18 protein-coding genes are annotated in these 23,612 nt (G+C 33.9%); 3 read left to right on the top strand and 15 right to left on the bottom strand.

Annotation, left to right across the window (positions count from 1 at the left end):
• Nucleotides 1-61: 61 nt before the first annotated feature.
• The 8 genes from gyrB to IWX83_RS04230 form a co-directional block, all read right to left on the bottom strand.
• The gene (gene gyrB, locus IWX83_RS04265) at nt 62-2,005 is read right to left on the bottom strand and encodes a DNA topoisomerase (ATP-hydrolyzing) subunit B (protein WP_073353917.1); all 1,944 of its coding nucleotides are present in this window, start codon (nt 2,003-2,005) and stop codon (nt 62-64) included.
• Nucleotides 2,006-2,187: 182 nt separating this feature from the next.
• The gene (gene asnB / locus IWX83_RS04260) at nt 2,188-3,804 is read right to left on the bottom strand and encodes an asparagine synthase B (RefSeq protein ID WP_196827883.1); all 1,617 of its coding nucleotides are present in this window, start codon (nt 3,802-3,804) and stop codon (nt 2,188-2,190) included.
• Nucleotides 3,805-4,246: 442 nt separating this feature from the next.
• Entirely contained in the window at nt 4,247-5,872 is a 1,626-nt protein-coding gene (locus IWX83_RS04255; protein ID WP_196827881.1) for an amidohydrolase, read from the bottom strand.
• A 173-nt stretch (nt 5,873-6,045) separates the two neighbouring features.
• Nucleotides 6,046-7,722: an asparagine synthase B gene (gene asnB / locus IWX83_RS04250; protein ID WP_196827879.1), complete on the bottom strand. Its 1,677-nt coding sequence runs from the start codon at nt 7,720-7,722 to the stop codon at nt 6,046-6,048.
• A gap of 221 nt (nt 7,723-7,943) precedes the next feature.
• Entirely contained in the window at nt 7,944-8,393 is a 450-nt protein-coding gene (locus tag IWX83_RS04245; protein WP_196827877.1) for a hypothetical protein, read from the bottom strand.
• Between the two features lie 162 nt (nt 8,394-8,555).
• Complete coding sequence (locus tag IWX83_RS04240; RefSeq protein ID WP_196827989.1) at nt 8,556-10,292, bottom strand: TonB-dependent receptor; 1,737 nt, start codon at nt 10,290-10,292, stop codon at nt 8,556-8,558.
• 115 nt (nt 10,293-10,407) lie between these two features.
• Entirely contained in the window at nt 10,408-11,271 is an 864-nt protein-coding gene (locus IWX83_RS04235) for a PhzF family phenazine biosynthesis protein (RefSeq protein WP_196827875.1), read from the bottom strand.
• An 81-nt stretch (nt 11,272-11,352) separates the two neighbouring features.
• Nucleotides 11,353-14,367, bottom strand: a complete 3,015-nt coding sequence (locus IWX83_RS04230) for a tetratricopeptide repeat protein (protein ID WP_196827873.1) — start codon at nt 14,365-14,367, stop codon at nt 11,353-11,355.
• Between the two features lie 246 nt (nt 14,368-14,613).
• On the opposite strand from IWX83_RS04230, the gene IWX83_RS04225 reads away from it, so the two are divergent.
• Both IWX83_RS04225 and IWX83_RS04220 read left to right on the top strand, forming a co-directional pair.
• Nucleotides 14,614-15,300 (top strand): cell division ATP-binding protein FtsE, encoded by a 687-nt coding sequence (locus tag IWX83_RS04225; protein WP_073353907.1) that lies wholly within the window; start codon nt 14,614-14,616, stop codon nt 15,298-15,300.
• A complete protein-coding gene (locus tag IWX83_RS04220; RefSeq protein WP_073353906.1) occupies nt 15,300-16,190 on the top strand; it encodes a glycosyltransferase in 891 nt (296 codons plus the stop codon). The genes IWX83_RS04225 and IWX83_RS04220 overlap by 1 nt, the downstream gene beginning before the upstream one ends.
• On the opposite strand, the gene IWX83_RS04215 is transcribed toward IWX83_RS04220, so the two are convergent.
• The 3 genes from IWX83_RS04215 to IWX83_RS04205 are packed head-to-tail and all read right to left on the bottom strand — an operon-like array spanning nt 16,187 to nt 18,512.
• Complete coding sequence (locus IWX83_RS04215) at nt 16,187-17,287, bottom strand: glycosyltransferase family 4 protein (RefSeq protein WP_196827871.1); 1,101 nt, start codon at nt 17,285-17,287, stop codon at nt 16,187-16,189. The genes IWX83_RS04220 and IWX83_RS04215 overlap by 4 nt on opposite strands.
• Complete coding sequence (locus IWX83_RS04210; protein ID WP_196827869.1) at nt 17,284-17,691, bottom strand: FdtA/QdtA family cupin domain-containing protein; 408 nt, start codon at nt 17,689-17,691, stop codon at nt 17,284-17,286. The genes IWX83_RS04215 and IWX83_RS04210 overlap by 4 nt, the downstream gene beginning before the upstream one ends.
• On the bottom strand, nt 17,688-18,512 hold the full coding sequence (locus tag IWX83_RS04205) for a glycosyltransferase (protein ID WP_073353901.1): 825 nt from the start codon (nt 18,510-18,512) through the stop codon (nt 17,688-17,690). Before IWX83_RS04205 ends, IWX83_RS04210 begins: the two co-directional genes overlap by 4 nt.
• A 44-nt stretch (nt 18,513-18,556) precedes the next feature.
• Between IWX83_RS04205 and IWX83_RS04200 the strand changes: the two genes are divergently transcribed.
• Nucleotides 18,557-19,693, top strand: coding sequence for a glycosyltransferase family 1 protein (locus tag IWX83_RS04200; RefSeq protein ID WP_196827867.1), 1,137 nt, complete (start codon nt 18,557-18,559; stop codon nt 19,691-19,693).
• Here the strand turns inward: IWX83_RS04200 and IWX83_RS04195 are convergent.
• From IWX83_RS04195 to IWX83_RS17430, 4 genes are read right to left on the bottom strand one after another with little or no spacing between them, the layout of a single operon-like run.
• Nucleotides 19,665-20,954, bottom strand: coding sequence for an O-antigen translocase (locus tag IWX83_RS04195; RefSeq protein ID WP_196827865.1), 1,290 nt, complete (start codon nt 20,952-20,954; stop codon nt 19,665-19,667). The genes IWX83_RS04200 and IWX83_RS04195 overlap by 29 nt on opposite strands.
• A complete protein-coding gene (locus tag IWX83_RS17145; protein WP_073353897.1) occupies nt 20,954-21,523 on the bottom strand; it encodes an acyltransferase in 570 nt (189 codons plus the stop codon). Before IWX83_RS17145 ends, IWX83_RS04195 begins: the two co-directional genes overlap by 1 nt.
• Nucleotides 21,524-22,660 (bottom strand): DegT/DnrJ/EryC1/StrS aminotransferase family protein, encoded by a 1,137-nt coding sequence (locus tag IWX83_RS04185; protein WP_196827863.1) that lies wholly within the window; start codon nt 22,658-22,660, stop codon nt 21,524-21,526.
• Nucleotides 22,657-23,607 (bottom strand): GNAT family N-acetyltransferase, encoded by a 951-nt coding sequence (locus tag IWX83_RS17430; protein WP_196827861.1) that lies wholly within the window; start codon nt 23,605-23,607, stop codon nt 22,657-22,659. Before IWX83_RS17430 ends, IWX83_RS04185 begins: the two co-directional genes overlap by 4 nt.
• Nucleotides 23,608-23,612 lie beyond the last annotated feature (5 nt).

Raw genomic sequence — 23,612 nt, 5'->3', positions numbered from 1 at the left:
TTAATTTGGTTACTTATTATTGTGTTAATTTATTCGAATGAAAACGAATGATTACATTAAGTTACGCATCAATATTTGCGTAAACTGCATTTTTCTCAATAAATTCTCTTCTTGGTGGCACCTCATCACCCATTAACATAGAGAAAACTCTATCGGCTTCCGCCAAACTGTCAATAGTTACCTGACGCAACGTTCTGAAACCCGGATCCATTGTAGTTTCCCATAATTGCTCCGCGTTCATCTCTCCAAGACCTTTATAACGTTGAATTCCTGCGCTACCGCCCATTCTTTCATTCGCCTGATCGCGTTGTAAATCATTCCAAGCGTACTCTTTCTTATTTCCTTTTTTAACTAAATACAAAGGTGGTGCTGCAATATAAACATGACCTTCTTCGATTAATTCTTTCATAAAACGGAAGAAGAATGTCAAAATCAAAGTAGAAATATGACTACCATCGACATCGGCATCACACATAATAATTACTTTATGGTAGCGCAATTTTGAAATATTCAATGCTTTACTATCCTCTTCTGTACCAATGGTTACACCAAGTGCCGTAAATATATTTCGAATCTCTTCATTTTCAAAAACTTTGTGATGCATCGCTTTTTCAACGTTCAAAATTTTACCACGCAAAGGTAAAATAGCTTGAAAATTACGGTCACGACCTTGCTTTGCCGTTCCACCTGCCGAATCTCCCTCGACAAGATATACTTCACATTTTGCAGGATCTTGTTCCGAACAGTCTGATAATTTTCCTGGTAATCCACCGCCACCCATTACGGTTTTGCGTTGTACCATTTCACGTGCTTTTTTAGCTGCGTGACGCGCTTGCGCTGCAAGAATTACTTTTTGAACGATGATACGGGCATCATTTGGATTTTCTTCCAAATAATTTTCAATCATTTCACTCACCGCTTGACTTACCGGAGAAACAACTTCTCTGTTACCAAGTTTCGTTTTCGTTTGTCCTTCAAACTGTGGTTCTTGAACTTTTACCGAAATAATAGCAGTTAATCCTTCACGGAAATCGTCTCCTGAAATATCAAATTTCAGCTTATCCAACATTCCAGAAGCATCCGCATATTTCTTTAACGATCTAGTTAGACCAGTTCTAAAACCTTGCAAGTGCGTTCCTCCTTCGTGTGTATTAATATTATTTACGTAAGAAAAAATATTTTCCGTGTAACTTGTGTTGTAAATTAACGCAACCTCAACCGGAATTTCTCCTTTTTCATGATCCATAGAAATAACGTGTGCAATAATTGGCTCACGGTTTCCATCTAAATACCGGATGTATTCTTTTAAACCTTCATCAGAATGAAATACTTCTGATACAAAATTTCCATCTTTATCTTTTTCTCTTTTATCTGTAAAAGTAATAGTAATTCCTTTGTTCAGATAAGAAAGTTCGCGCATACGAGCAGATAAAGTATCATAAGAATACTCTATTGTTTGTGTAAATATGCTTGGATCCGGATAAAAAGTAACGATTGTCCCTCTTTTTGTCGTTTCACCAATTTGTTTAACTGGATATAATGCTTTTCCTTTTTCGTATTCTTGTTCGTATATTTTACCATCACTACTGTGAACGGTAGCTCTCAAATGATTCGATAAAGCGTTTACCACAGAAACCCCAACACCGTGAAGTCCTCCAGAAACTTTATAGGAATCTTTATCAAATTTTCCACCGGCACCAATTTTGGTCATTACAACCTCTAATGCCGAAACACCTTCTTTTTTATGAATACCTACCGGAATACCACGTCCATTATCTTCAACAGAAACAGATCCGTCTTCATTAATATCTACTATTATGGTATCACAATGACCTCCCATTGCCTCATCGATAGAGTTATCTACAACCTCATACACTAAATGATGCAGTCCTCGAACACCCACATCTCCAATATACATCGAAGGACGCATTCTTACGTGCTCCATTCCTTCTAATGCCTGAATACTATCTGCTGAATAACTGTCCTTCTTGATTTCTTCGCTCATATATATTTTATTGTAAAAAATGTAATTTTTGTATAACACGCAAATATATAAAAACGCAAATTATATAACCGTTAAAATCCCTTTTTAAGCCCTTAAGTTATTAACATTTGTTCATATAAATACAAAAAAACGCTCCCAAAATTGAGAGCGTTCTTCATTTATAAAAAATTCAAATTTTTGCATCAAACTACAACTCCTGTTTTAGCAATTGCAGTATCGGCTTTAACGTGAGCTGCATTAGCTCTTCCGCTTGGATCAAGGTTTTCTTGCCATTTCGGAATCCATTTCCTAACCGTTTGTGCCGCACTTATTTGTGGATAATATTTATTAAATATCGATCGGTAAAAATAAGCTTCTTTAGTGGTTGGTGCGTTATAAGGAAATTCCTTTGCAGCTCCGGCTAATTGCTCATCCGTAACTTGTGTCGCACAATAATCAATCAATTCATCAATCCACCTGTATCCTACTCCATCTGAAAATTGTTCTTTTTGCCTCCACAAAACTTCTTCTGGGAGATAAGGGTTTTCAGGTGTATCAAATGCTTTTCTTAGAATGTATTTTTCTTTTCCATCGTACGTTTTAGGCATTTTTTCTTCTGCTTTGATACGAACCGCCAAATCTAAGAACGCTTTGTCTAAAAATGGAACTCTAGTCTCTAAACCGTGGGCCATGGTTGATTTATCGGCTCTTAATAAATCGGCAGTGAATAATTTCTGTACTCTTTCAATGGTTTCCTTTTGAAAATCTTCCGCTGACGGTGCATTTCTAAAATACAAATACCCGCCAAAAATCTCATCGGCTCCCTCGCCTGAAAGCACCACTTTTATACCTAAATCAGTAATTGCTTTTGATAAAAAATACATGGGTGTACTGGCTCTTATTGAAGTCACATCATATGTTTCCAGATGCCAAATTAATTTATCTAAGATTTGAATTCCTTCTTCAACAGTAAAATGAATTTCGTGATGTTCTGTTCCTAAATACTCCGCTACTTTTCTGGCGGCGGCCGCATCCGGTGCATCCGCATCTAAGCCGATAGAAAATGAATGTAATTTTTTACCGCTTTCCGCCAATAATCTAGAGGCAATTGCTGAAGTCAAGGAAGAATCCAACCCTCCCGAAAGCAATACTCCAATAGGCACATCACTCATTAAACGCTTGCGAGTTGCTTCGGTCAAAGTTTGCCTGATTAATTCCAAATCTAATGCTTGGTCGGCTTTTAAATAATCTTCGTATTCCGGTTTGTAATATTTTACAAAACCTGTTTTTGCAGTGTAATAATGTCCCGGTGGAAAAGTAGAAAATGTTTTACATTGATCCGTAATAGGTTTCATTTCAGAGGAGAAATAGATTCTTCCTCTTTCGTCCAAACCATAATACAACGGTTTCACTCCCATTGGGTCTCTGCCGGCAATAAAATCATCGCCATCGACTACAACAAATGCCCAATCACCGTCTAGCATGTTACAGAAATCATAACCATACTCTTCGTATAAATGTACAATAACCTCTGAGTCTGATTTGGTTCTAAAAGTATGTCCTTTCAAAACTCCATCTCTTAATTCTTGGTGATTGTATATTTCGCCATTATGAACCATATAAGCCGTTTTCGTGCCTTTTATAGGTTGTTTTCCGGAATGCAAATCGATTATCGACAACCTTTCATGACTCAAAATATGCCCTTTTTCAGTAACATGCAGATCACTTTCATCTGGACCTCGATGCGTCATTCTTTTTGAAAGTTCCCCAAACAACTGTTCCTCTTTTCCTCTTCCGATAATGGCTAATATTCCGCACATAACACTATATTTTTATTTTTTACCAATTCTAAGTCGACAAATATGCAATAGCAGTTACAAACACAAAACATAATTAGTGCATTTAGTTAATATTTAAAACCAAAAAGTGAATTTTATCTTAAAAATGTAATTTAAATACCAATAAATTAAAATATTCTATTTCAACTGTAAACTATCGCTATATTCTAAAATAAACAGCATCAATTTTAAACATATAAGTCATGTAAGTTTAAAAAAATCAGTTTCTCAAATCGTGATTAAAAGGGAATATAAGTTAAAAACGTTCTTTGCAAGGCAATGTGACTTTACTTAAATGAACTTTTAGATTTATTTGATTTTATTCAAATTAAAACTTATGTGACTCCTATGTTTTAACAATTCATTCTACAAAATGCTGTTATCTGCAGAATTAAGCGTAAGTTATTAAAGGCTAACAATTCAATTACTTCACTTTCTTCCCTTTTAAATAGGTGTTTCTAGGTTTCATTTTCACTATTTTATTTTCTTCCACTTTCATTAAATCCTGATCAAACATGACAAAATCAGCCCATTTTCCCACTTCCAAACTTCCTTTTTCTTTTTCTTCGAAATTAGAATAAGCTGCCCAAAGGGTCATTCCTCTTAAAGTTTCGGCTCTAGTCAACGCGTTTTCCATTTGAAAACCACCTTTTGGATATTCCTTACTGTCTTTTCTGGCAACTGCAGCATGAAAAGTCAACATCGGATTTACTTCTTCCACAGGGAAATCAGTTCCTAAAGCTACCATTCCAGCTTTTTGAAGTAATTTTTTATACGCATACGCATTTTTAAGACGTTCTTTCCCCAATCGATCCTCCGCCCAATACATATCAGATGTGGCGTGCGTAGGTTGAACCGAAGGAATAATTCCAAATTTGAAATAATCAAAATCGGCTTCACGCAAAACTTGAGCGTGCTCAATTTTCCATCTTCGGTCTTTTGTACCAGCTAAAACATCTCCATAAATTTTCAAAATCACTGTATTGGCAGAATCTCCAATAGCATGCGTATTCAACTGAAACTTTGAAGCTGCAAGTTGTTTTGCAACATGTTTTAATCCCGAAATAGGAGCCAACAAAGCACCGTATTGGCCTGGTTTATCAGAATACGGCTTGTGCATGCAAGCGCCACGAGAACCTAAAGCACCATCGCCATACATTTTAAAAGAACGAACATTCAAATTATCCGTTTTATAAATTCCTTTTTTTAGATACAAATCAATATTTTTTTGATTTGCTGTAACCATAGCATATACGTTAAGCGTCATCAATTTTGCTTTTTGCAAACTGTCTATCAAATGAATCACATCAGGATCTAAACCCGCATCATTTACGGTTGTCAATCCATAATCAAACATCACTTTTTCAGCATCCAATAAAGCGGCAATTTGTATTTTACGTGTTGGTTTTGGAATAATTTTAAACACTAATTCCATCGGATTGTCTACTAGAATTCCTGTTGGCTCTCCATTTGCAATTTCAATTTGACCACCATCTGCTTTAGTATCTTTGGTGATTCCTGCTAATTTCAATGCTTTACTATTCACGATTATTGCATGCCCATCTACTCTATTTAAAACGACTGGAATATCAGGAAATGCGCTATCTAAATCAGCTTTTGATGGATACTTTTTTACTTGCCAATCGTTTTGATCCCAACCGTTACCCACTATAAACGTCGGGTTTTTATCTTTTTGGAAAGCCTTTAATCGGCTAACGATTTCAGCCATACTTTTGGTACCACGTAAATCAGCTTCTTGTAAACTCAATCCATAGCTATAAAAATGGCAGTGTGCATCAAACAAGCCGGGATAGATGTATTTCCCTTCAGCATCAACTGTATTCTTCGATTCATATTGTTTCGTAATTTCACTATTTGTCCCTATGGCTACTATTTTTCCTTCTTCGATCGCCATAGCCGAAGCTATTCCAAAAGCGTTATCTACGGAATAAATCGTTGCATCTGTAATAATCGTATCAACGGAAATTTTAGTTTTTTGACTACAGGAAATCAATAAAAATAAAGCAAGAAAAAGTGAAATGAATCTCATAATTAACAATTTAGTTAGGCTAATATAAAAAAACTCTTCCTAATTACTTCAGACAATGCATAATTATAACGTTTTTTCAAATTCTATACTTTTCCATAAAAATATTTACATAAAAAAACGCTCTCGAAATGGAGAGCGTTTTATCAAGATTTTAAAATCTTCTTTTTTACTGTTTATGCTTTCACATACGCATCATCATGCACACTCGCTACTGCTCTTCCAGATGGATCATTCATGTTTTTAAAAGCTTCATCCCATTCCAATGCAATTTTTGTACTGCACGCTACACTTGCTTCTTGCGGAACACACAAAGCTGCGGCATCACTTGGAAAATGCTCATGAAAAATAGAACGGTAATAATATTCCTCTTTTGAAGTTGGTGTTTGTAAAGGGAACTTGTATTTAGCATTTGCTAATTGTTCATCCGAAATCTCTACAGCAACTGTCGCTTTTAAGGTATCAATCCAACCGTAGCCAACACCATCACTAAATTGTTCTTTTTGTCTCCAAGCTACACTTGGCGGCAACATTTCTTCAAAAGCTTTACGAACAACCCATTTTTCCATTGGGTGTTCTTTATTGATCATTTTATCCTGTGGATTAACGCGCATCGCCACATCCATAAATTCTTTATCTAAAAACGGCACACGTCCTTCAATTCCCCAAGCAGCTAAACTTTTGTTCGCACGCAAACAATCGTACATGTGTAATTTTCCTAATTTACGAACGTTTTCTTCATGAAACTCTCTGGCGTTTGGCGCTTTATGGAAATACAAGTATCCTCCAAAAAGTTCATCCGCTCCTTCACCTGATAATACCATTTTTATACCCATCGATTTAATAACTCTCGCCATCAACCACATAGGTGTTGATGCTCTAATCGTAGTCACATCATAGGTCTCTAGGTTATAGATCACATCTTTAACAGCATCTAAACCTTCTTGAATTGTGAATTTAATTTCGTGATGAATGGTTCCAATATGATCCGCAACAATTTGCGCTGCTGCTAAATCTGGAGAACCTTCTAATCCAACGGAGAAAGAATGCAATTGTGGATACCAAGCATCGGCAACATCACCGGATTCGATACGTTTTTGCGCATATTTTTTGGCCACAGCCGAAGTAATAGAAGAATCTAGTCCTCCCGAAAGCAATACACCATAAGGCACATCGCTCATTAATTGTCTGTGAACCGCAGCTTCTAAGGCCACTTTAATTTCATCAATACAAGTTACGTTGTCTTTTACGGCATCATAATCGGTCCATTCTCTTTTGTACCATTGTACAAATTCGCCATCTTTACTTGACATATAATGTCCTGGAGGAAACAATTGGATTTTGGTACAATATCCTTCTAGCGCTTTCAATTCTGAAGCTACATAAAAAGTTCCGTGCTCATCCCAACCAATGTATAATGGAATAATTCCCATGTGATCACGAGCAACAAAATACTCATCTTTTTCAACATCATAAATAGCAAATCCAAAAATCCCGTTCATTTCATCTATAAAATGAGGTCCTTTTTCTTTGTAAAGTGCTAAAATTACTTCACAGTCACTTTCAGTTTGAAAGTTGTATTTGCCTTCAAATTGTTTACGCAATGCTCTGTGGTTATAAATTTCACCATTTGCCGCTAAAACCAATTGTTTATCTTCACTGAACAACGGTTGTTTCCCTGAAGCTGGATCCACAATTGCCAAACGCTCGTGAGACAAAATGGCTTTTTCATTACTGAAAATTCCGCTCCAGTCCGGTCCACGGTGACGGATAATTTTAGACATTTCCAACACTTGAGGTCTTAAAACCTCCGCTTTTTGTTTTAGATCAAAGGCACATACTATTCCGCACATAACTATATATTTTAAATGTTTTTGTTTATTTTGATAAGGCAAAGATGGTATTATAGTTCTAATTGAAAAACACAAATCCTGTTTTTAGTTTATATTGACAACCAAAAATAGCGATTTGTGTTTAAAATGTAATTAAAAAAGAATGAAAATAGAATTGAAGTTGAAGACTGTAAAGTTGTGGTCTAGATAAGACAATGTCACAATAAAATTATACTCTATTTTTATCTAATTTCCTCAACCAAATACTTCGTACCATTAATCTCAAAAGTAAAACCTTCTTGGTTTCCCATCAATTTATTTCCCAGCGACGATTGCGGAGATAAGGCAATAATATTGATTCCTTCGATATTAATTTTAGGGAGCGCCACACTCAGATACAAATAGATTCCGTTGGCTTTTACCAAGCTCCCCACAATTATAGTATTAGCAATTGCAGCAGGATCAATTTTATCCAAAACTGTTTTTTGATCCAATACTTCTCTCAATTTCCGATTGAGTTTTTCCTGCTCAATGTGCATCATGGATAGCGCCGTTTCGTGTTTGTCTCCAGCAGAACCTTTGGCATCGTTCTTCGAATCTTCGGTAAGCGCTACAATCATGTCTTTGAATACATCGATTCGATCCTGAACTAATTGTAAATAATGGGTATGTATTTTTTGTTTGAAAGTCATTTGAAGAGTTTAACCGCAAAGTAAGCAAAGTTTTCCGCAAGGTTCGCAAAGTAATTTTGTAAAATCGATTGTAGCTAAAACATTCTAATTGTATAAAACTTCCAAAAAATAAAATCTTCCCATTCTTTGCGATAACCTTTGCGCACTTTGCGGTAAAGAAAACTAAAAATCAAATTTATAATTTACTCCTAAAATCACCTGAAATCCTTGAACTGGGTAATTCAACCATTTTTGGTATCCATTATTAGTGATATTATTCGCTCTTGCAAAAGCAGTCAATCGGTCGCTGTATTTGAATCCTACATTGGCATTGACATCAAAATAAGATTTTAAAGTTACTGGAATAGCATTAGTTACAATAGCAGTATTCATTTGGAAATCTTTTCGCTCGCCTACGTAAAACACATTGGCACCAGCAAACCATTTTTCTGTAATATTAAAATCCAAACTGGAGTTTATTTTTATTGCTGGCAAATTCCACGCTTCTTGCTGAAAATTATTTGTAAAACTACTAAAACTTCCATTCACTCCGAAAGTGATATTTTCAGAGAAATCTGCTTTTAATTCTCCATAAAAGTTTAAGGTTCTCATATCATCGTATACGACTTGAAAAGAATTTCCAAAGGCGTAATCGGCATTCCCAGCATTCTCATCATAACTATTGCTTTTAAACAATGCTTTATTTCTCTCATTTAGGTAAGAACCTCTCAAGTTGTAACTCACTGAATTGGTCAATTTCCCTTTCAGTCCAGCAAAAACATCATACTGTTGATCCGTAGGTGCAATAGCTAATGTTGGGGATAAAAATGGATTACTATCTACTAAATCCTGATATGAATTTTGTCTTAAATCACCTTCGGCACCCGCATAGAAAATCATCAAATCACCAACCACCTTATAAGAGGCATTGAATTTTGGATAGACATAAAAGGTATTGCTGCTATTTTGATTGTCCCTACTATAAAAAATTGCAGCACCAATATTCAGTGTCCAATCCTCTTCTTGCATTACAAAACTCGGTGAAATTCCAAAATTTGTAAAACTATATTTCAAAGGTTCCGTATTGGTATTTGTATAATTATTTTTGAAATTTCCAGCGACATAATCAACAGTTAAATCTGTTTTCACCGCACTTTCCATTACATCAAAGGATATGGTTGGTTTAGCGTAAAACCTATTTTCAGAAGAATCAAAACCATCGGAAAAATGATTGAATTTCAAACTTGTTTTATTCAATATACTTTCGTTAAAAGCCACATTTCCTCCCAGAGATATGGTGTTGTAGGACTGTTTTGGATTAATACTATTGATCAAAATAGATCGATCTTGAGACGATAAAGTGGCACCAAAACTCTCTGGTAATCCATACCAATTGTAAATTTGATTTTGAAATCCTAAATCTAAATTCCAAGACACATTCTTTTGATTTGAACCATACATTAAATCAAGTGAAGTGTCAAAAAAACGGTCATCAAGATTAACGCTTTCTATACCGCCTTGAGAAGAATGATGACGGAACATACCGCCAACATAGTCAGTAGCATTTAAGTCTTGGTTTACGAATAATTCTCCTATAAAAGTTCCGTAATTACCAACACCAAAAGTTGCGTAATTTTTAAATAAAGGAGCTTGAATTTCTTTTTCAACTCCTTCGGCTTTTCCTTTTGAGGGTGTAAAAGTAGAGGCTACAAGAAAGGAAAAAATAGAATATTTTATGCTTTCTTTTTTAGCATTTCCCTCCTCATCCAGTTCCGGAATTTCTTTGACTTTAAAAGCATCTGAAATTTTTGGGGTATACGGTTTTACAACATTCACCGTTTCATTTCCTATTTGCTCTTTCTTTTGCGCAAATGAAAATTGGAAGACGAAGAAGAACAAAATCCCCAACCCAAAACGCATCGAAGTAAAGGGTTCCGAAAAAGTTGATACTTTATTTGTTCTTATTTTTATTTCTAAATCTTTAAATGTCATGTCTAATTTTTTTATTTTGTACCTATTATTCTTTTGTTATAATCTAAACTTCCCATTCCCCTTTTGCAATAAATTGCGTTTTCCCACCTATTTTGATATCAAAATTGTTCTCCTCTAATTTTCCATTAAAATAAATCTGAGAGGGTCTCTTGATAAAATCTCCTTGATAATTGATCATTTGGATTTCAGGAGAATGATATTTCAAAAGAAAAGCCTGCAAACAACAACTCGCACTTCCAGTGGCAGCATCTTCTATAAGTTGGTTATTCTCTAAACAAAGCATCCTACTTGTAAGCTTTGTTCCTTCTAAACAATAAAAATAAAAGGCTCTATGGTTTGTTTTACAATGAGCGCGCAACCAAGCATTCATTTTAATCTGATTCAGCATTAAATTTTGCAATACTGTTGCATTTTTAACAGGAACAATTACAAAAGCGCTTCCCGTGGTCACTTCCTGAATGGGAAATTTTACATCAAAATCATCAAGACTTAAATTGCTGAAGGATGAAAAATCCTCTGCCAAAAAAGTGTCTAAAAATTGTGGTTGCGCAGCTTGTAGCCATACCAAATCGTCTGATTGATAAACTACAATATCACCTATTGGAACTGACAAATTGATCTTTTCAGTGCGCTTCTCAAAAATTTTGTGCATCAAAACCCATGAAGTTCCTATTATGGGATGCCCCGCAAATTGCATTTCGTGTTCTGGAGTAAAAATTCGTATTGTTGCTGCATTATTTTCCTGATCGAGCTTCGTGATAAAAGTACTTTCCGCAAAGTTTGTTTCTCGTGCAATGGTCTGCATCTCATTAGTGCTTAACTTTTGTGCATCCAAAAACACAGCCAGTTGATTGCCCGCATATTTATGTTCCGCAAAAACATCTACTATATAAAAAGGGATTGTCATTCTTTGATTTTTTTGGCTTTCGATTATGCTGAAAATTTCACACTCACTTTAGTTGTTTTCTAACGTTCTTGCCGTGTTTCTTTATTTCGTAATTGATGAATTTGTTTTAGACTCTTCGGCTTTTATAGTATTCAATTCTCTTTGCGCATCTGACACTACATCTGGAAAATCAGTAAAATTTTGTATCACATTTTCTAAAATATAGGTTGCCTGATAACTGTCTTTCAATCCGTAGAAGTTTTTTGCCATTACAACTAAACCTTTGGCTCCAAAATATTTATAACTAGCGTAATTTTTTGCTAATTTTTGAACAGCAACATTTGACTGTTCAAAATTTCCGTCTTTGTTTTTAAAATAAGCATCATAATACAATGCTTCAGCAGCTAGTTCTCCTTTTGCAATTGCCATTAATTTGGTGTAGGCAACTCTTGCTTTTGCTTCATCTCCCGTTTCAATTGCCGCACGCGCTATAATAATTTGAGCATCACTTTTTACATTATCATCAGCTTTTGGATTCATCAAAACTTTCTCCGCATATGTGCCTGAACTACCATAATCTTTCTTGTCATAATACAATTTCATCAAATTGGATTGTGCAAAAGTCGTGTTTTGAGAAATATCAGATTCGTTTTCTAAACGGGATAAAACTACAATTGCCTTGTCGTGCTGTTTATTTTTAAGAAAAATTTGAGCCAATCTTGACAAAGACTGCTCTGTAAACTCGCTCCTAGATTGTGCAATTACATACTCAAAATTAGGAATTGATTTGGTTTCAGATCCTTCTGAATAATACGATTGACCAAGGTAGTAATTAGCTTTTAAGGCATGGATGCCTCGAGGAAATTGACTTACATAGCCACTAAATCCCTGGATAGCTTGCTTAGTATTGTTTTGTTGAAATTGTTTTTCAGCAGCTTCGTAGGTGTCATTATCCAATTCTGCATCCGTTACAGCAACAAAATCTAACGTACGAACCCAACTAGCATATTCATCCACTCGACCACCATCGACATAAATTAATCGGGCTGTTGCAACGGCTTCTAAAGCTTCCGGCGTTCTAGGAAAATCGGCAGCCACTTTTTTAAATTTCAACAATGCCTGATCGTCATTATCGGTGTTATAATACACTAAACCCTGACGCAAAATAGATTTAGAAGTGAAGGAGCCTTTTTTAAACTCCGTATTTAAACGCTCGTATGTTTTTATGGCAAGATCATTTTTGTTAGCGGCAACGTAGGTATTACCCAATTCAAAAAGCGCATCGTCTTTGTATTCAGACTTTGGATACAATTGGACAAAAGAGTTTAATTCGGTCATTTTAGTGTCATTTTTACCCATAAATCCATAGGAAATTGCTTTTTGAAAATAAGCATAATCCGCATCTATACTTTTAGATTCAATCACTTTATTATACGCATCCATTGCTGGGCCGTATTTTGAAGTTACAAAACGACAATCTGCTAAACGCAAATACGAATCATTCAATCGCACTTTATCAGCTGGTGCTTTCTCTATTTGGTTTTGAAAATAATTCCCTGCCTGATCGTATTCTTTTAATTTAAAATAGGAATAGGCAATATTATAATTGTGGTTTTTGTATTCTGGGGTTTTTGAAGCTTGGCTTGAACCTGCAAATTGTTTAAAACTTAACAATGCCTCCTTGAAATCATTCGTTACATATTCAGCTTCCCCTTTCCAAAAAATGGCTCTGCTAGTAAAAACTGGATCTTTTTGTTCGGTTGTAGCTTTCGTAAACATCTTTAAAGCATCTTCATACTTTCCATCCGTGTACAATTCCAGTCCTCTATAAAACAGTACTTTTTGATAGGTTAATTTATTTTCCGGCGATTTATTTTTTTCTAATAAAACCAACGCTTCTTTGTAGTTTTTAGAGGAAATATAGGAATCAATTAGCAATTTCTCTACTTCAGAACGGTTGGCGTTATTTGGATATTTGTTTAAAAAAGATTGAAGAACCGCTGGTACACTTTGATACGAATTTCCTAATTCATAACTCAATTTAGCATAATTCAAACTGGCATCTTCTTGTATCGCCAAGTCAAAATCCATTTCCGAAGCATTTTTAAAAGCATTCAACGCTTGCTGTTTTTTATCGGTATTGAGGTAACTTTCTCCTAAATGGTAGTATGCATTTTGAGCTACAAAATCCTTTCCACCAATGATTTTATTGAATTGGGAAATGGCATTTTCATAGTCTTTTTGTTTGTAGTACGCATATCCCAATTGGTAAAAATCGGTATTGTTCCACTTTCCTCTTTTCCCTTTGTAAGCGACTAAAAATGGAATGGCTGTATCGTATTTTTTTAAATTAAAATAGCTTTCGCCAATGATTTTATTTAATTCTGATTTTTCCAAAGGATTTGATTTGGCCATTGCTTTCTGACCCAAATCAATTGCTTTTTGGAAATTTCCCAACTTAAAATTCATATCTGCTTGATAATAAGAAAGCTTTTCTTTGTATTTCTCTTCACCTGAAACCTCGTCAAAATACTTTGTCGCTTGTTTATAGTCATCTCCTTCATAGGCCATAAAACCAAGATAATATTTGGCCTGAGACCCGTATTCAGCAGAATTTACTACTTTATTCAAGTAGGAAGTAGCTTCTTTTTTCTTTTTAGCATTAAAAAAACTATAGCCTTTTTGGAAATTAAATTTATCTTGATCCTTTCTACTCAAACTACTTTCATCCACTTTGTCAAACCATTGTAAAGCTTGTGCATAATCGCCTTGCGTAAAATGATAATGTGCTACTTCAATATAAGCTTGATTTTGCTTTACGCTTGTTGGGTAATCTGTTACAAATTGCTCCATCAACGCATCCGCATTTGCTTGATTGGTTCGAATGGCACAATTCGCAGCGTAATACGCACAGTCTGATTTCAATTCTTCCGTGGTGGCCGTTTCCTTTACTTTGTTGAAAATTAGTTGTGCCGATGCATATTGCGCGTCCTTAAATAGAGAAACCGCTTTATTAAAATCTTTTGAATCGTGCGTGTAAATAGCCGATTTTTGTGCTGAAAGCACCGCCGTTATTATAAAGAAAGAAAAGAAGTAGATCCAGGAAAATTTACGCATTGTGATTTTATTTTAATAATTCAAATGTATTATATTCTGAACTCTATAACGAATCACAATTGGTTTTTATTATGAATATTTATTCTACAAGGTATAATTTGACGTTCTTTTGATACTATTAGTAAAATCTCACATTTTAAAAATACACCAATATTCCTATTTTCTTTAATTCTGTTTAATACAACAGAATTTATTTTGAATAGAAGCGTTATCTTATTACTTTTACCCCATAAACAAATGCAAACTATGTCACAATCCGTACTGTCTTTAAAAAATGTAACTATTTATCAAGAAGGAAAATCTATTTTAACAGAGGTGAACTTGGAGGTAAATCATGGAGAATTCCTTTACATCATTGGAAAAACAGGGTCAGGAAAAAGCAGCTTAATGAAAACTTTGTATGCTGATTTGCCATTAACCGAAGGAGAGGGAAACATTGTCGACTTTGATTTAGCTTCTTTAAAAGAAGATGACATTCCGTTTTTGAGAAGAAAGATTGGAATCGTTTTTCAAGATTTCAAACTGCTTCCAGACCGCACTGTGAATGACAACATGCTTTTTGTACTTAAAGCAACGGGCTGGATCAATAACGTAGACATGCAGCATAAAATTGAAGAAGTTTTGAATAAAGTAGGGATGAAAGATTTTGGTAAAAAAATGCCTCATCAGCTTTCTGGAGGGGAACAACAGCGAGTGGCCATTGCTCGAGCTCTACTAAATGATCCCGAATTAATTCTTGCAGATGAACCTACAGGAAACTTGGATCCACAAACGAGTGCAGAAGTATTAGAGGTATTGAAAAAAATCAATGCCAATGGAAAAACCATCATTATGGCAACGCATGATTATGCCTTGTTAATGAAATTCCCTTCCAAAACATTGAAATGTGAAGACGCCAAAATTTTTGAAGTGATTCAGCAGAGAACAGTATAATGCTTTCGATACTAATTCCGGTTTATAATTACAATGTTTATCCGCTGGTTTTGGAGTTGCAAAAGCAATGTATCAATTGCGGAATAGTGTTTGAAATCTTTTGCCAAGACGACGCTTCACAATCAAGTTTGAATGCATTTAATGAGAATATAAATGCATTATCAGATTGTAGTTTTGTATCGTTAAAAAAAAATCTGGCACATCGTGAAAACAGAAATTCCTTAGCTGAACAAGCGAAATTTGAATATTTACTTTTTGTCGACGGGGACTCCATTATTATTAGAGACGATTATATCAATAAATTCATTTCTAATTTATATGATTTTGATGTGGTTTATGGAGGACGACAACATCCTGAAAAATGCCCTTCCGACAATCAAAAACTACGTTGGAAATACGGGAAATTTATTGAAGATAAATCTGCAACGAACCGAGAGAAGAAGCCCTTCCAATCATTACTTTTTAACAATACCGTTATAAAAAAAGAGTGTTTCAATCAAGTAAAATTTGATGCTCATCTAAAAAAATATGGTCATGACGACACGCAAGTTTCGTATCAATTAAGTCTATTAAACGCAACAGTAAATCATATTGAAAATGTTGTTGAACACGGAGATATTGATATAAATTCGGTCTATTTAAAAAAAACTAAAGAGTCATTAGAAAATTTGATTGCGCTTTATGAAGAAGAAAAAATTGATGTTGCTTTTGTAAAGTTGATTCAATTGTATCATTTTTTAAAAGGTACAAAAATTACTTTTATTATTTCCAAAATACATTCCGTTTTTCAGCATTTATTAATGAAGAATTTGACAGGAAATCATCCTAATTTATTTCTTTTTAATTGGTATCGAGTTGGATATTTATGCGCTATCGATGATAAAAATTAATTCTTTTTTATTCTAATAAATAATTCATCCCAAGTTTGCATAATCACATCGATGTTGTATTTTTCGATGGATAATTTCGCCTTTTCACCCATCTGTTGTCTTAGTGTCGCATTTTCGATTAGAGCTACTACGGCTTGCACGTAATCTGATTCCTTACCATTTTCGATCAAAAATCCATTTTCATTTGGAGTCAAAATTTCTCTGGGGCCACTGGGGCAATCATAAGCAACGCATGGCAATCCAGCCGCCATCGCTTCAATTAATACCATGCCAAAAGCTTCAAAACGAGACGTCATTAGGTAAAAAGAAGCTTCCAAATATTTCTCTTCAATATGTTGAACTGGCTCATGAAAGGTAACATTATTATAAATATTTAGATTTTTAGCGATGGAGCGTAAATCTAGATTTTCAGTTGATTTCCCGTAAATATCCAACGTCCAATCTGGATGGTTTATTACTACTTTTTTCCAAATTGCCAACATCCTGTCAAATCCCTTTTCATAAGTATGTCTCCCAACGGCGATTACTTTTTTGCTTTGTAAAGCATTGTGCTTTCTTATCGTAAACCATAATGGATTTGGAATCACTAGCGTATTTTTGACATCCCATTCTTTTCCACTTTCGCTAGTTAATACTACAAATTGATCGTATTTTTTGACACCTCTGTTTTTCAAGACAGTCTTAAAACTCGAAGTAATTTTTGTCAAAATGTTTTTTTTAACTTCTTTTTCCTCGATAAATCTGGAACTGTGCATTTCTAGAATTAGCGGAATTTTATTTTTTAAAATAAAAGGAATTAAGTAGGCTTTTAAACCGTTATCACATACAATAATGACATCTGGCTGAATGACTTTCACTTTCGCTTTTAATGCATTTTGGTACAAATTAAAAAGACTAATTGCAGTGCCTGTTAACAGCATATCGTGAAAAACAATATGCTGATTGAAGGGATAGAATAAAGCAGAAAAACCATTGTTTTGAGTAAGAATATGAACTTCGTATCCAAAGTGTTCAATAAGATAATTAGTTTTTATCGAAAGTACTCGGGCGACACCTCCCGCGTTATTGATGTTAGGAACAATGTATAAAAGCTTCATTTTTTAGACTCCAAAAATTCATTAAAATCCCGAATATAGTCTTCTTCGTCATAAACATCAGAAGCTAAAACCAAACATACGGCTCCTGAAGAAAAGTTTTGTAATTCTCTCCAAATTCCCGTCGGAATATGCAAACCAACATTAGGTTTATTCAATAGAAATGATTTTTTTTCTACTCCGTCATTTAAAACTACTTCAAAACTTCCGCTCAAAGCGATTAAAACTTCTTGCTGCACAATATGTGAATGACCCCCTCTAAAAGCATTACTAGGAACATCAAAAAGGTAGTACACCCGTTTGAATTCGAATGGTAAAACGGCCTCTTGAATAAATGCTAGGTTTCCCCGCGTATCTTCTATAACGGGAATCTTTAATAATTGAATGGAATTTATAGTTGTTTTCATTTCTGCATTTGTATAAAATCTAACTTGCCTTTATTTGCTGATTTTATCGCTGCAAACAGTTGATTTAGTTTCACTTTATTTTGTTTAAGATCGAAAAAAAGCTTTAAAAAAACTCCTTTATAATAACCGTATTTTGAAATTCTGGTTAAGAAAGCGCCTTGCACGTAATACCGTTGTTTAAAATTTAATTTATTGTCTGTTGAAAACCTCGAATGACTTGCAATAACTTTTGGCACAATAATTACACTTTGCTTTTGCTTTCTCCAATCAGATAAAAAAATAGCTTCTTCACCCATTGCAAATGGACTTCCTATACCAAAATTAGTATCAAACTTAATATTCAATTGGTCGAGAGCTGCTTTTTTAAAACTTATTTCAATGGACAAAATATTAGAAATATCTAGAAAACTCAATCGAGTTTTTGCTGTAGAAGGATATTTTTTAAACAAGAAACCACTAAAATCATCGATTGCAAAACAAATACTTTGTGCTTCTTGATACTTATTGTGCGCTTCAAGAATAGTGTTTTCAAAATCTTCTTTAAATACTTCGTCGTCATCTGCAATTAAAATAATTTCTCCTTTTGCATTTTTAAAGCCCGTATTCCTGCTTTTTGACAACCCTTTTTCAAATGAATTTACTATTCGAATTGACGGATAATTGGAAACTAATAATTTATCCGGTTGGGTTTGGTTGATAATTAAAATCGAAAAGTTTGAAAAATGAGAGAATGAAAACATCGGAATTAAAAAATCCAATGAATCTCTATCCATGGTTGACAATACTATTTCCAGATCTCCTTTTTTAAATTCTTTTATCAATTTGTACTTATATTTACACAAATATAAATAATTCAGATTTGTAAATGAAAATACTTTTGATAGGCGAATACAGTCGATTGCATAATTCTTTAAAAGAAGGATTAATAGCGCTAGGACATGACGTCATTTTGTTGTCGTCAGGAGATTATTTCAAGAAATTCGATACCGATTATTCCTTTCATTCCTCTTTTACATCTGGACATTGGCTGCCTAGAAAGATAAAAAATATCATTCACAAACTCACTGGAATCGATTTATCAAAAGCTGAAAGAGGACTCCGTTTTTATCTTTTATTACCTAAATTAAAAAACTTCGATCACGTACAGCTCATTAACTCTGATGCCATTGAGACCTTCCCTTTTCTATCGCGACTACTTTATAAAAAGTTATTCAAGAAAATTAAAAATCGAAGTTTACTAATCTGTGGTGATGAAACCCCAGTGATTGACTATTTGTTAAAAAAAGAAACAGATTATTGCATTCTGACTCCATATTTCGAGAACAATTCTTTAAAAAATCATTTTGAATATCCATTGAAATATGCGGCTAAAAACTATAGAAGAACCTTTGACTGGTTGTCTGAAAATTGTCGAAATCTTATTACATCTGATTTAGATTATAAAATTCCTATGGACAAAATGAACTATAAAACTCACTTCATCCCTAATCCTGTTAATAGCAATAAAATAAAATTTCAAGATCAAGAAATCAATGAAAAGATTGTTATTTTTTTAGGGATAAATCGCTCCAGTTACATTAAAAAAGGAATTCCTTACTTTGAAAAAGCATTGCGAATTATACAGGAGAAATATCCTGAAAAGGTAACAGTCATTATCACTGAGAACATACCTTACAGCGACTATATTAATAAATACAATACCGCTCAAATTGTATTAGATCAAATTTATGCTATTGACCAAGGCTATAATGCACTGGAAGCCATGGCAAAAGGTAAAGTTGTTTTTACTGGTGGAGGAAATGATTTTATCGATCATTATAATTTAAAGGAGAGAGTAAATATACATTCAACACCAAATATTGACTCTTTAGTAAATGAGATTTCCTTTTTGATAGAAAATCCAGAAGCGATTGTTGTTATTGGAAATCGTGCCAGAGCCTTCATCGAAAGAGAGCACGACCATATTAATATTGCTAGTCAATATTTGGCCGCTTGGAAATAAAAAATAGTTTTCGAAACATAAATAAAATCAACAGGAACAAGATCAAATTGGCAATAAAATAAGCCATTAAAGCACCTTGAAATGAAAAACGACTGATTAAATAAAAAGATACTATCAAATAGGAAACATTAAATACTATTTCAAGAATAAAATATTTTTTGACCCTAGCTTTCACAACAATTTGATAGCCAAAAGCCAATGTCATAATCCTTAAAAAATCACCTAAAAGCTGCCAAATTAGTACATCCTTCACTTTTAAAAAAGATTTTGTAAAAGCAAGATCTAAAATAAATCCTTTCAATAAAAAAACAAGCAATAATACTGCAAAAAATAATGGAACAAAGACACGAAAATAGGATTTTAATTCTAATTTGAACTCCTCCTCTGTTTTTAAAGAAGATAATTTTGGGAGGTAATATAATGATAACCCAGAGCTAAAAACCAACATATAAAAACTAGAAAATTTATTGGTAGCATCCCAAATACCAGCTTCTTGTATAGAATGCGTTTTGATTATAAAACTTCTTATGAGTAATAGCGTTACAGGTGTAAGTATGGCACTTAATAAAGCCATTGAAGAAAAGCTCTTGATGGTATCTAAATATTTCTTTGCTATAATTTTCTGAAGGCTAAATTGAAAATAACTGCTATCCTTTATTATAAAAACAAAAGTCACCACCACCGCCACTAATTCGCTCAAAGCAATTGCTAACAATCCTCCGTTTATCGCATTATTTACTATCAAAAAAGTCGTTAAACTAAAAATTAATAGATTCGAGACAATCTGCAGAATGACAATTTTTTTATATTTTTCTAAAGCAGTATAGATGGCAATCCAAAATGTATTGATAACAAGTAAAGGCAGTAACAATCCAAAAAAACGAATAGGATATGCAAAGGAAATAGTAAGAAATAAAAATTCGGATATTACATTGGAGAAAACTAAAATTATCAAACCTAAACCTACTGAAACAAATAGGAAGAACCAAAAAAAAGTAGAATAAATGACACCTAATTCATTTTTATCCTCTTTATTCTCCACGAAAACTTTAATGAATGAATTGTTAATTCCTAATGTAGCCATGGACTTCATCATTGTTGTGAAGTTTCTAAAATTCCCTAATAATGCCATTCCTGACGTACCTAAATAAATGGAAATAATCTTAGTAGAAACAATCCCTAGCATAAAACTCACCACCACTGAAATCGAATTTAGTGAGATTACTTTAAGAAGCGGATTTTGTTTGATGGTCTTTAACATTATAAGTTTCTAATAACTTTAGCAGGATTTCCTGCCGCAATAACATTTTTAGGGATATTTTTGCTCACCACAGATCCATTTCCTATTACAGAATTTTCTCCTATCGTAACTCCTTTCAAAATAGAAACATTTGAACCAATAAAGACATTTTCCCCAATATACACTGGAAAAGAAATTGGATTACTCTCATTTCTTTTATCAAGATCTAAATAATGCCCATCGTTATCCATGATTGTACAGTTGCCGCCTATTAAAACGTTATCTCTGATTGTAACTTTCGAAGAACAAATAATCGAAAAAGCATTATTAATAGCAACATTACTTCCAATGTTAATTTCACTGCTATCATATTTAGCTTCCATAAAAGTATATCCTAAATAAAAATAGGGCGACGAAATTACCCCAATTTGTACATTTTCTTCAAAAATAATTGTTCCTTTTCCTTTCAATAGTACAGGATAGAAAAGCTTTGGCTTACCCACCACACGTTGGCAATCGGAGAGGAATTTATACTTTATAATCCGCAAATTAACAAAGCACAATTGTTTTATTTTGCTAATTAATCCCATTTAATATTTATTTAAAAGTAAAACAATATAACTGACCTCCTCGACAGTCAAAACTGGACTCATAGGCAAACTCAATACTTCATCATGCATCTTCTCCGTAATTGGAAAAGACAGATCATTGTACTGTTTTAAAGCTTTTTGCTGGTGTGGAGCAATGGGATAGTGAATTACAGTTTGGATACCATTTTTGCTAAGGTAATCCTGTAGCGCTATTCGGTTTTTAGTTCGAATTACAAACAGGTGAAAAACATGATTAGATTGCTCCGTCCCAAGCAATGACAGTTTGGGCAAAATGATTTTATCGTTTTTAATTTCAGACAAATAGCGTTTGGCAATGGTTCTTCGCTTTTCATTTTCAGTATCTAAAGACGGTAATTTTACGTTCAAAAAAGCTGCTTGCAACTCATCTAACCTCGAATTTACACCAATATAATCATTATAATATTTGGTTTCTGAACCGTAATTGCGCATTGAAAAAATTACCTTAGCTAAAGCTGCATCATTTGTAGTAACAGCACCAGCATCTCCTAAACAACCTAAATTTTTTCCAGGATAAAAACTAAAAGCTGCCGCATTACTTAAATTACCTGCTTTCCGCTCTATTGCATTTGAGATATCACTTTTGGCAACTAGTACAGCCCCATGAGCTTGAGCTGCATCTTCAATAACCAGCAAATTATTTGCCACAGCAATTTCGTTTATCGCATCCATTTCGGCCAATTGTCCATACAAATGAACCGCCAAAATAGCTTTAGTTTTAGACGTAATTTTAGCTAGAATCAACGCCGAATTTATGTTGTAGGTTTCTACATTTGGCTCGACTAAAACCGGAATTAAATCTGCTTGTAAAATCGACAATATACTAGCAATATAGGTGTTTGCAGGAACAATAACTTCATCGCCTTTTTGCAGTTTTCCAAGTTGAATATAACCTTTGAAAATCAAAACTAAAGCGTCAAAACCATTTCCTACGCCAAAACAATGTTTTACACCACAATAGGTAGCAAAATTAGTTTCAAATGCGGCAACCTCATTCCCTAAAACATACCAACCGCTATGTAAAACCGATTTCAATTTTTCTTGAAAAACAGTTTCGTAGGGTTCGTTTATTTTTTTTAAATCAAGAAAAGGGATCATAATAGCTTCATTTTATAAAAATCCTGGTTGTAAACAGAGCAACCTAATTCCTCTTTTTGTTTCAAAAGTCCGGCGTGGTATCCTTTTTCATTAGCGTCATTAACGATTCCCATATCAAAAAAAAGTTTTCCTTCCTGTTTGTATTTTTTTATTAAAGTAATAAATAAAAAATCTAAGGCACGCAATTCCTCCCCTTTTTTTGTTGTAGCACCATATTGCGATTTCACCACTGTTTCCGTCTCAAAAAGTGTTATCCCGGCAATGATAGTACCATCATAATAAGCTGAAAACTGTCTGATATTATTTGGAAACTTTTCTTTAAGTACTGTAATTTCTTGTAGCGTATGTACGGGCTTAGCATTGTGTTTTTCTAATAGTCTTGGCTCTAGGACCAATTCCCAAAACGACTCCAATTCTTGTTCTTCTACGAGTTCTACATCGAGTTCTTCTACTTTCCTAAAATGCTTTAATTTACTTTTTGAAATGGTTAATGGCATCGCTAAATTAATACCCAAATTCATTTCTTTTTTATCTAAAAACGCTCCTTTTTTAAACATAAAAAATTCCATTTCAGCGTTGCCTTTTGACACATAGAATAAAGGAATCGGATTGTAATAAAAGGACTGTATCTCCATCTCTTTGTAAAAAGACAGAACAGCATCCAAAATCGTTGCTACTTTTTCTCCATTTAATTTAGCCGAGTAAACTAATCCGCCATACGTTAAACCTTGATGCGAAAAAACGACAACTCCAACTCTATTGGCAGGTAAAACAGCCACTAGCTTGTCATCCTCAAAAATCATCAACGAGAAATCCTCGAACCGATCGTTGTGGTATTCCATAAAATCTCGGTGAAATAAAAAAGTAGCATTTTTGGCTTGACCAATAAAGGCATTCCAATTTATATAATCGTTTTTTTGGTATTGTTTGACAGTGTAGTTTATCACTATAT

This window comes from Flavobacterium sp. CG_9.1 (assembly GCF_015751645.1).
Taxonomy (GTDB): Bacteria; Bacteroidota; Bacteroidia; order Flavobacteriales; family Flavobacteriaceae; genus Flavobacterium; species Flavobacterium xanthum.
The sequence above is the reverse complement of the archived record's forward strand: the minus strand, read 5'-3'. Positions and strand labels throughout refer to the sequence as shown.

Coding starts and splice junctions, on each gene's coding strand:
- IWX83_RS04220 (WP_073353906.1), top strand. CDS start 15,300: ATGCTTTCGATACTAATTCCGGTTTATAATTACAATGTTTATCCGCTG.
- asnB (WP_196827883.1), bottom strand. CDS start 3,804: ATGTGCGGAATATTAGCCATTATCGGAAGAGGAAAAGAGGAACAGTTG.
- IWX83_RS04230 (WP_196827873.1), bottom strand. CDS start 14,367: ATGCGTAAATTTTCCTGGATCTACTTCTTTTCTTTCTTTATAATAACG.
- IWX83_RS04200 (WP_196827867.1), top strand. CDS start 18,557: ATGAAAATACTTTTGATAGGCGAATACAGTCGATTGCATAATTCTTTA.
- IWX83_RS17145 (WP_073353897.1), bottom strand. CDS start 21,523: ATGGGATTAATTAGCAAAATAAAACAATTGTGCTTTGTTAATTTGCGG.
- IWX83_RS04245 (WP_196827877.1), bottom strand. CDS start 8,393: ATGACTTTCAAACAAAAAATACATACCCATTATTTACAATTAGTTCAG.
- IWX83_RS04235 (WP_196827875.1), bottom strand. CDS start 11,271: ATGACAATCCCTTTTTATATAGTAGATGTTTTTGCGGAACATAAATAT.
- IWX83_RS04240 (WP_196827989.1), bottom strand. CDS start 10,292: ATGCGTTTTGGGTTGGGGATTTTGTTCTTCTTCGTCTTCCAATTTTCA.
- asnB (WP_196827879.1), bottom strand. CDS start 7,722: ATGTGCGGAATAGTATGTGCCTTTGATCTAAAACAAAAAGCGGAGGTT.
- IWX83_RS04195 (WP_196827865.1), bottom strand. CDS start 20,954: ATGTTAAAGACCATCAAACAAAATCCGCTTCTTAAAGTAATCTCACTA.
- IWX83_RS04185 (WP_196827863.1), bottom strand. CDS start 22,660: ATGATCCCTTTTCTTGATTTAAAAAAAATAAACGAACCCTACGAAACT.
- IWX83_RS04210 (WP_196827869.1), bottom strand. CDS start 17,691: ATGAAAACAACTATAAATTCCATTCAATTATTAAAGATTCCCGTTATA.
- gyrB (WP_073353917.1), bottom strand. CDS start 2,005: ATGAGCGAAGAAATCAAGAAGGACAGTTATTCAGCAGATAGTATTCAG.
- IWX83_RS04215 (WP_196827871.1), bottom strand. CDS start 17,287: ATGAAGCTTTTATACATTGTTCCTAACATCAATAACGCGGGAGGTGTC.
- IWX83_RS04255 (WP_196827881.1), bottom strand. CDS start 5,872: ATGAGATTCATTTCACTTTTTCTTGCTTTATTTTTATTGATTTCCTGT.
- IWX83_RS04225 (WP_073353907.1), top strand. CDS start 14,614: ATGTCACAATCCGTACTGTCTTTAAAAAATGTAACTATTTATCAAGAA.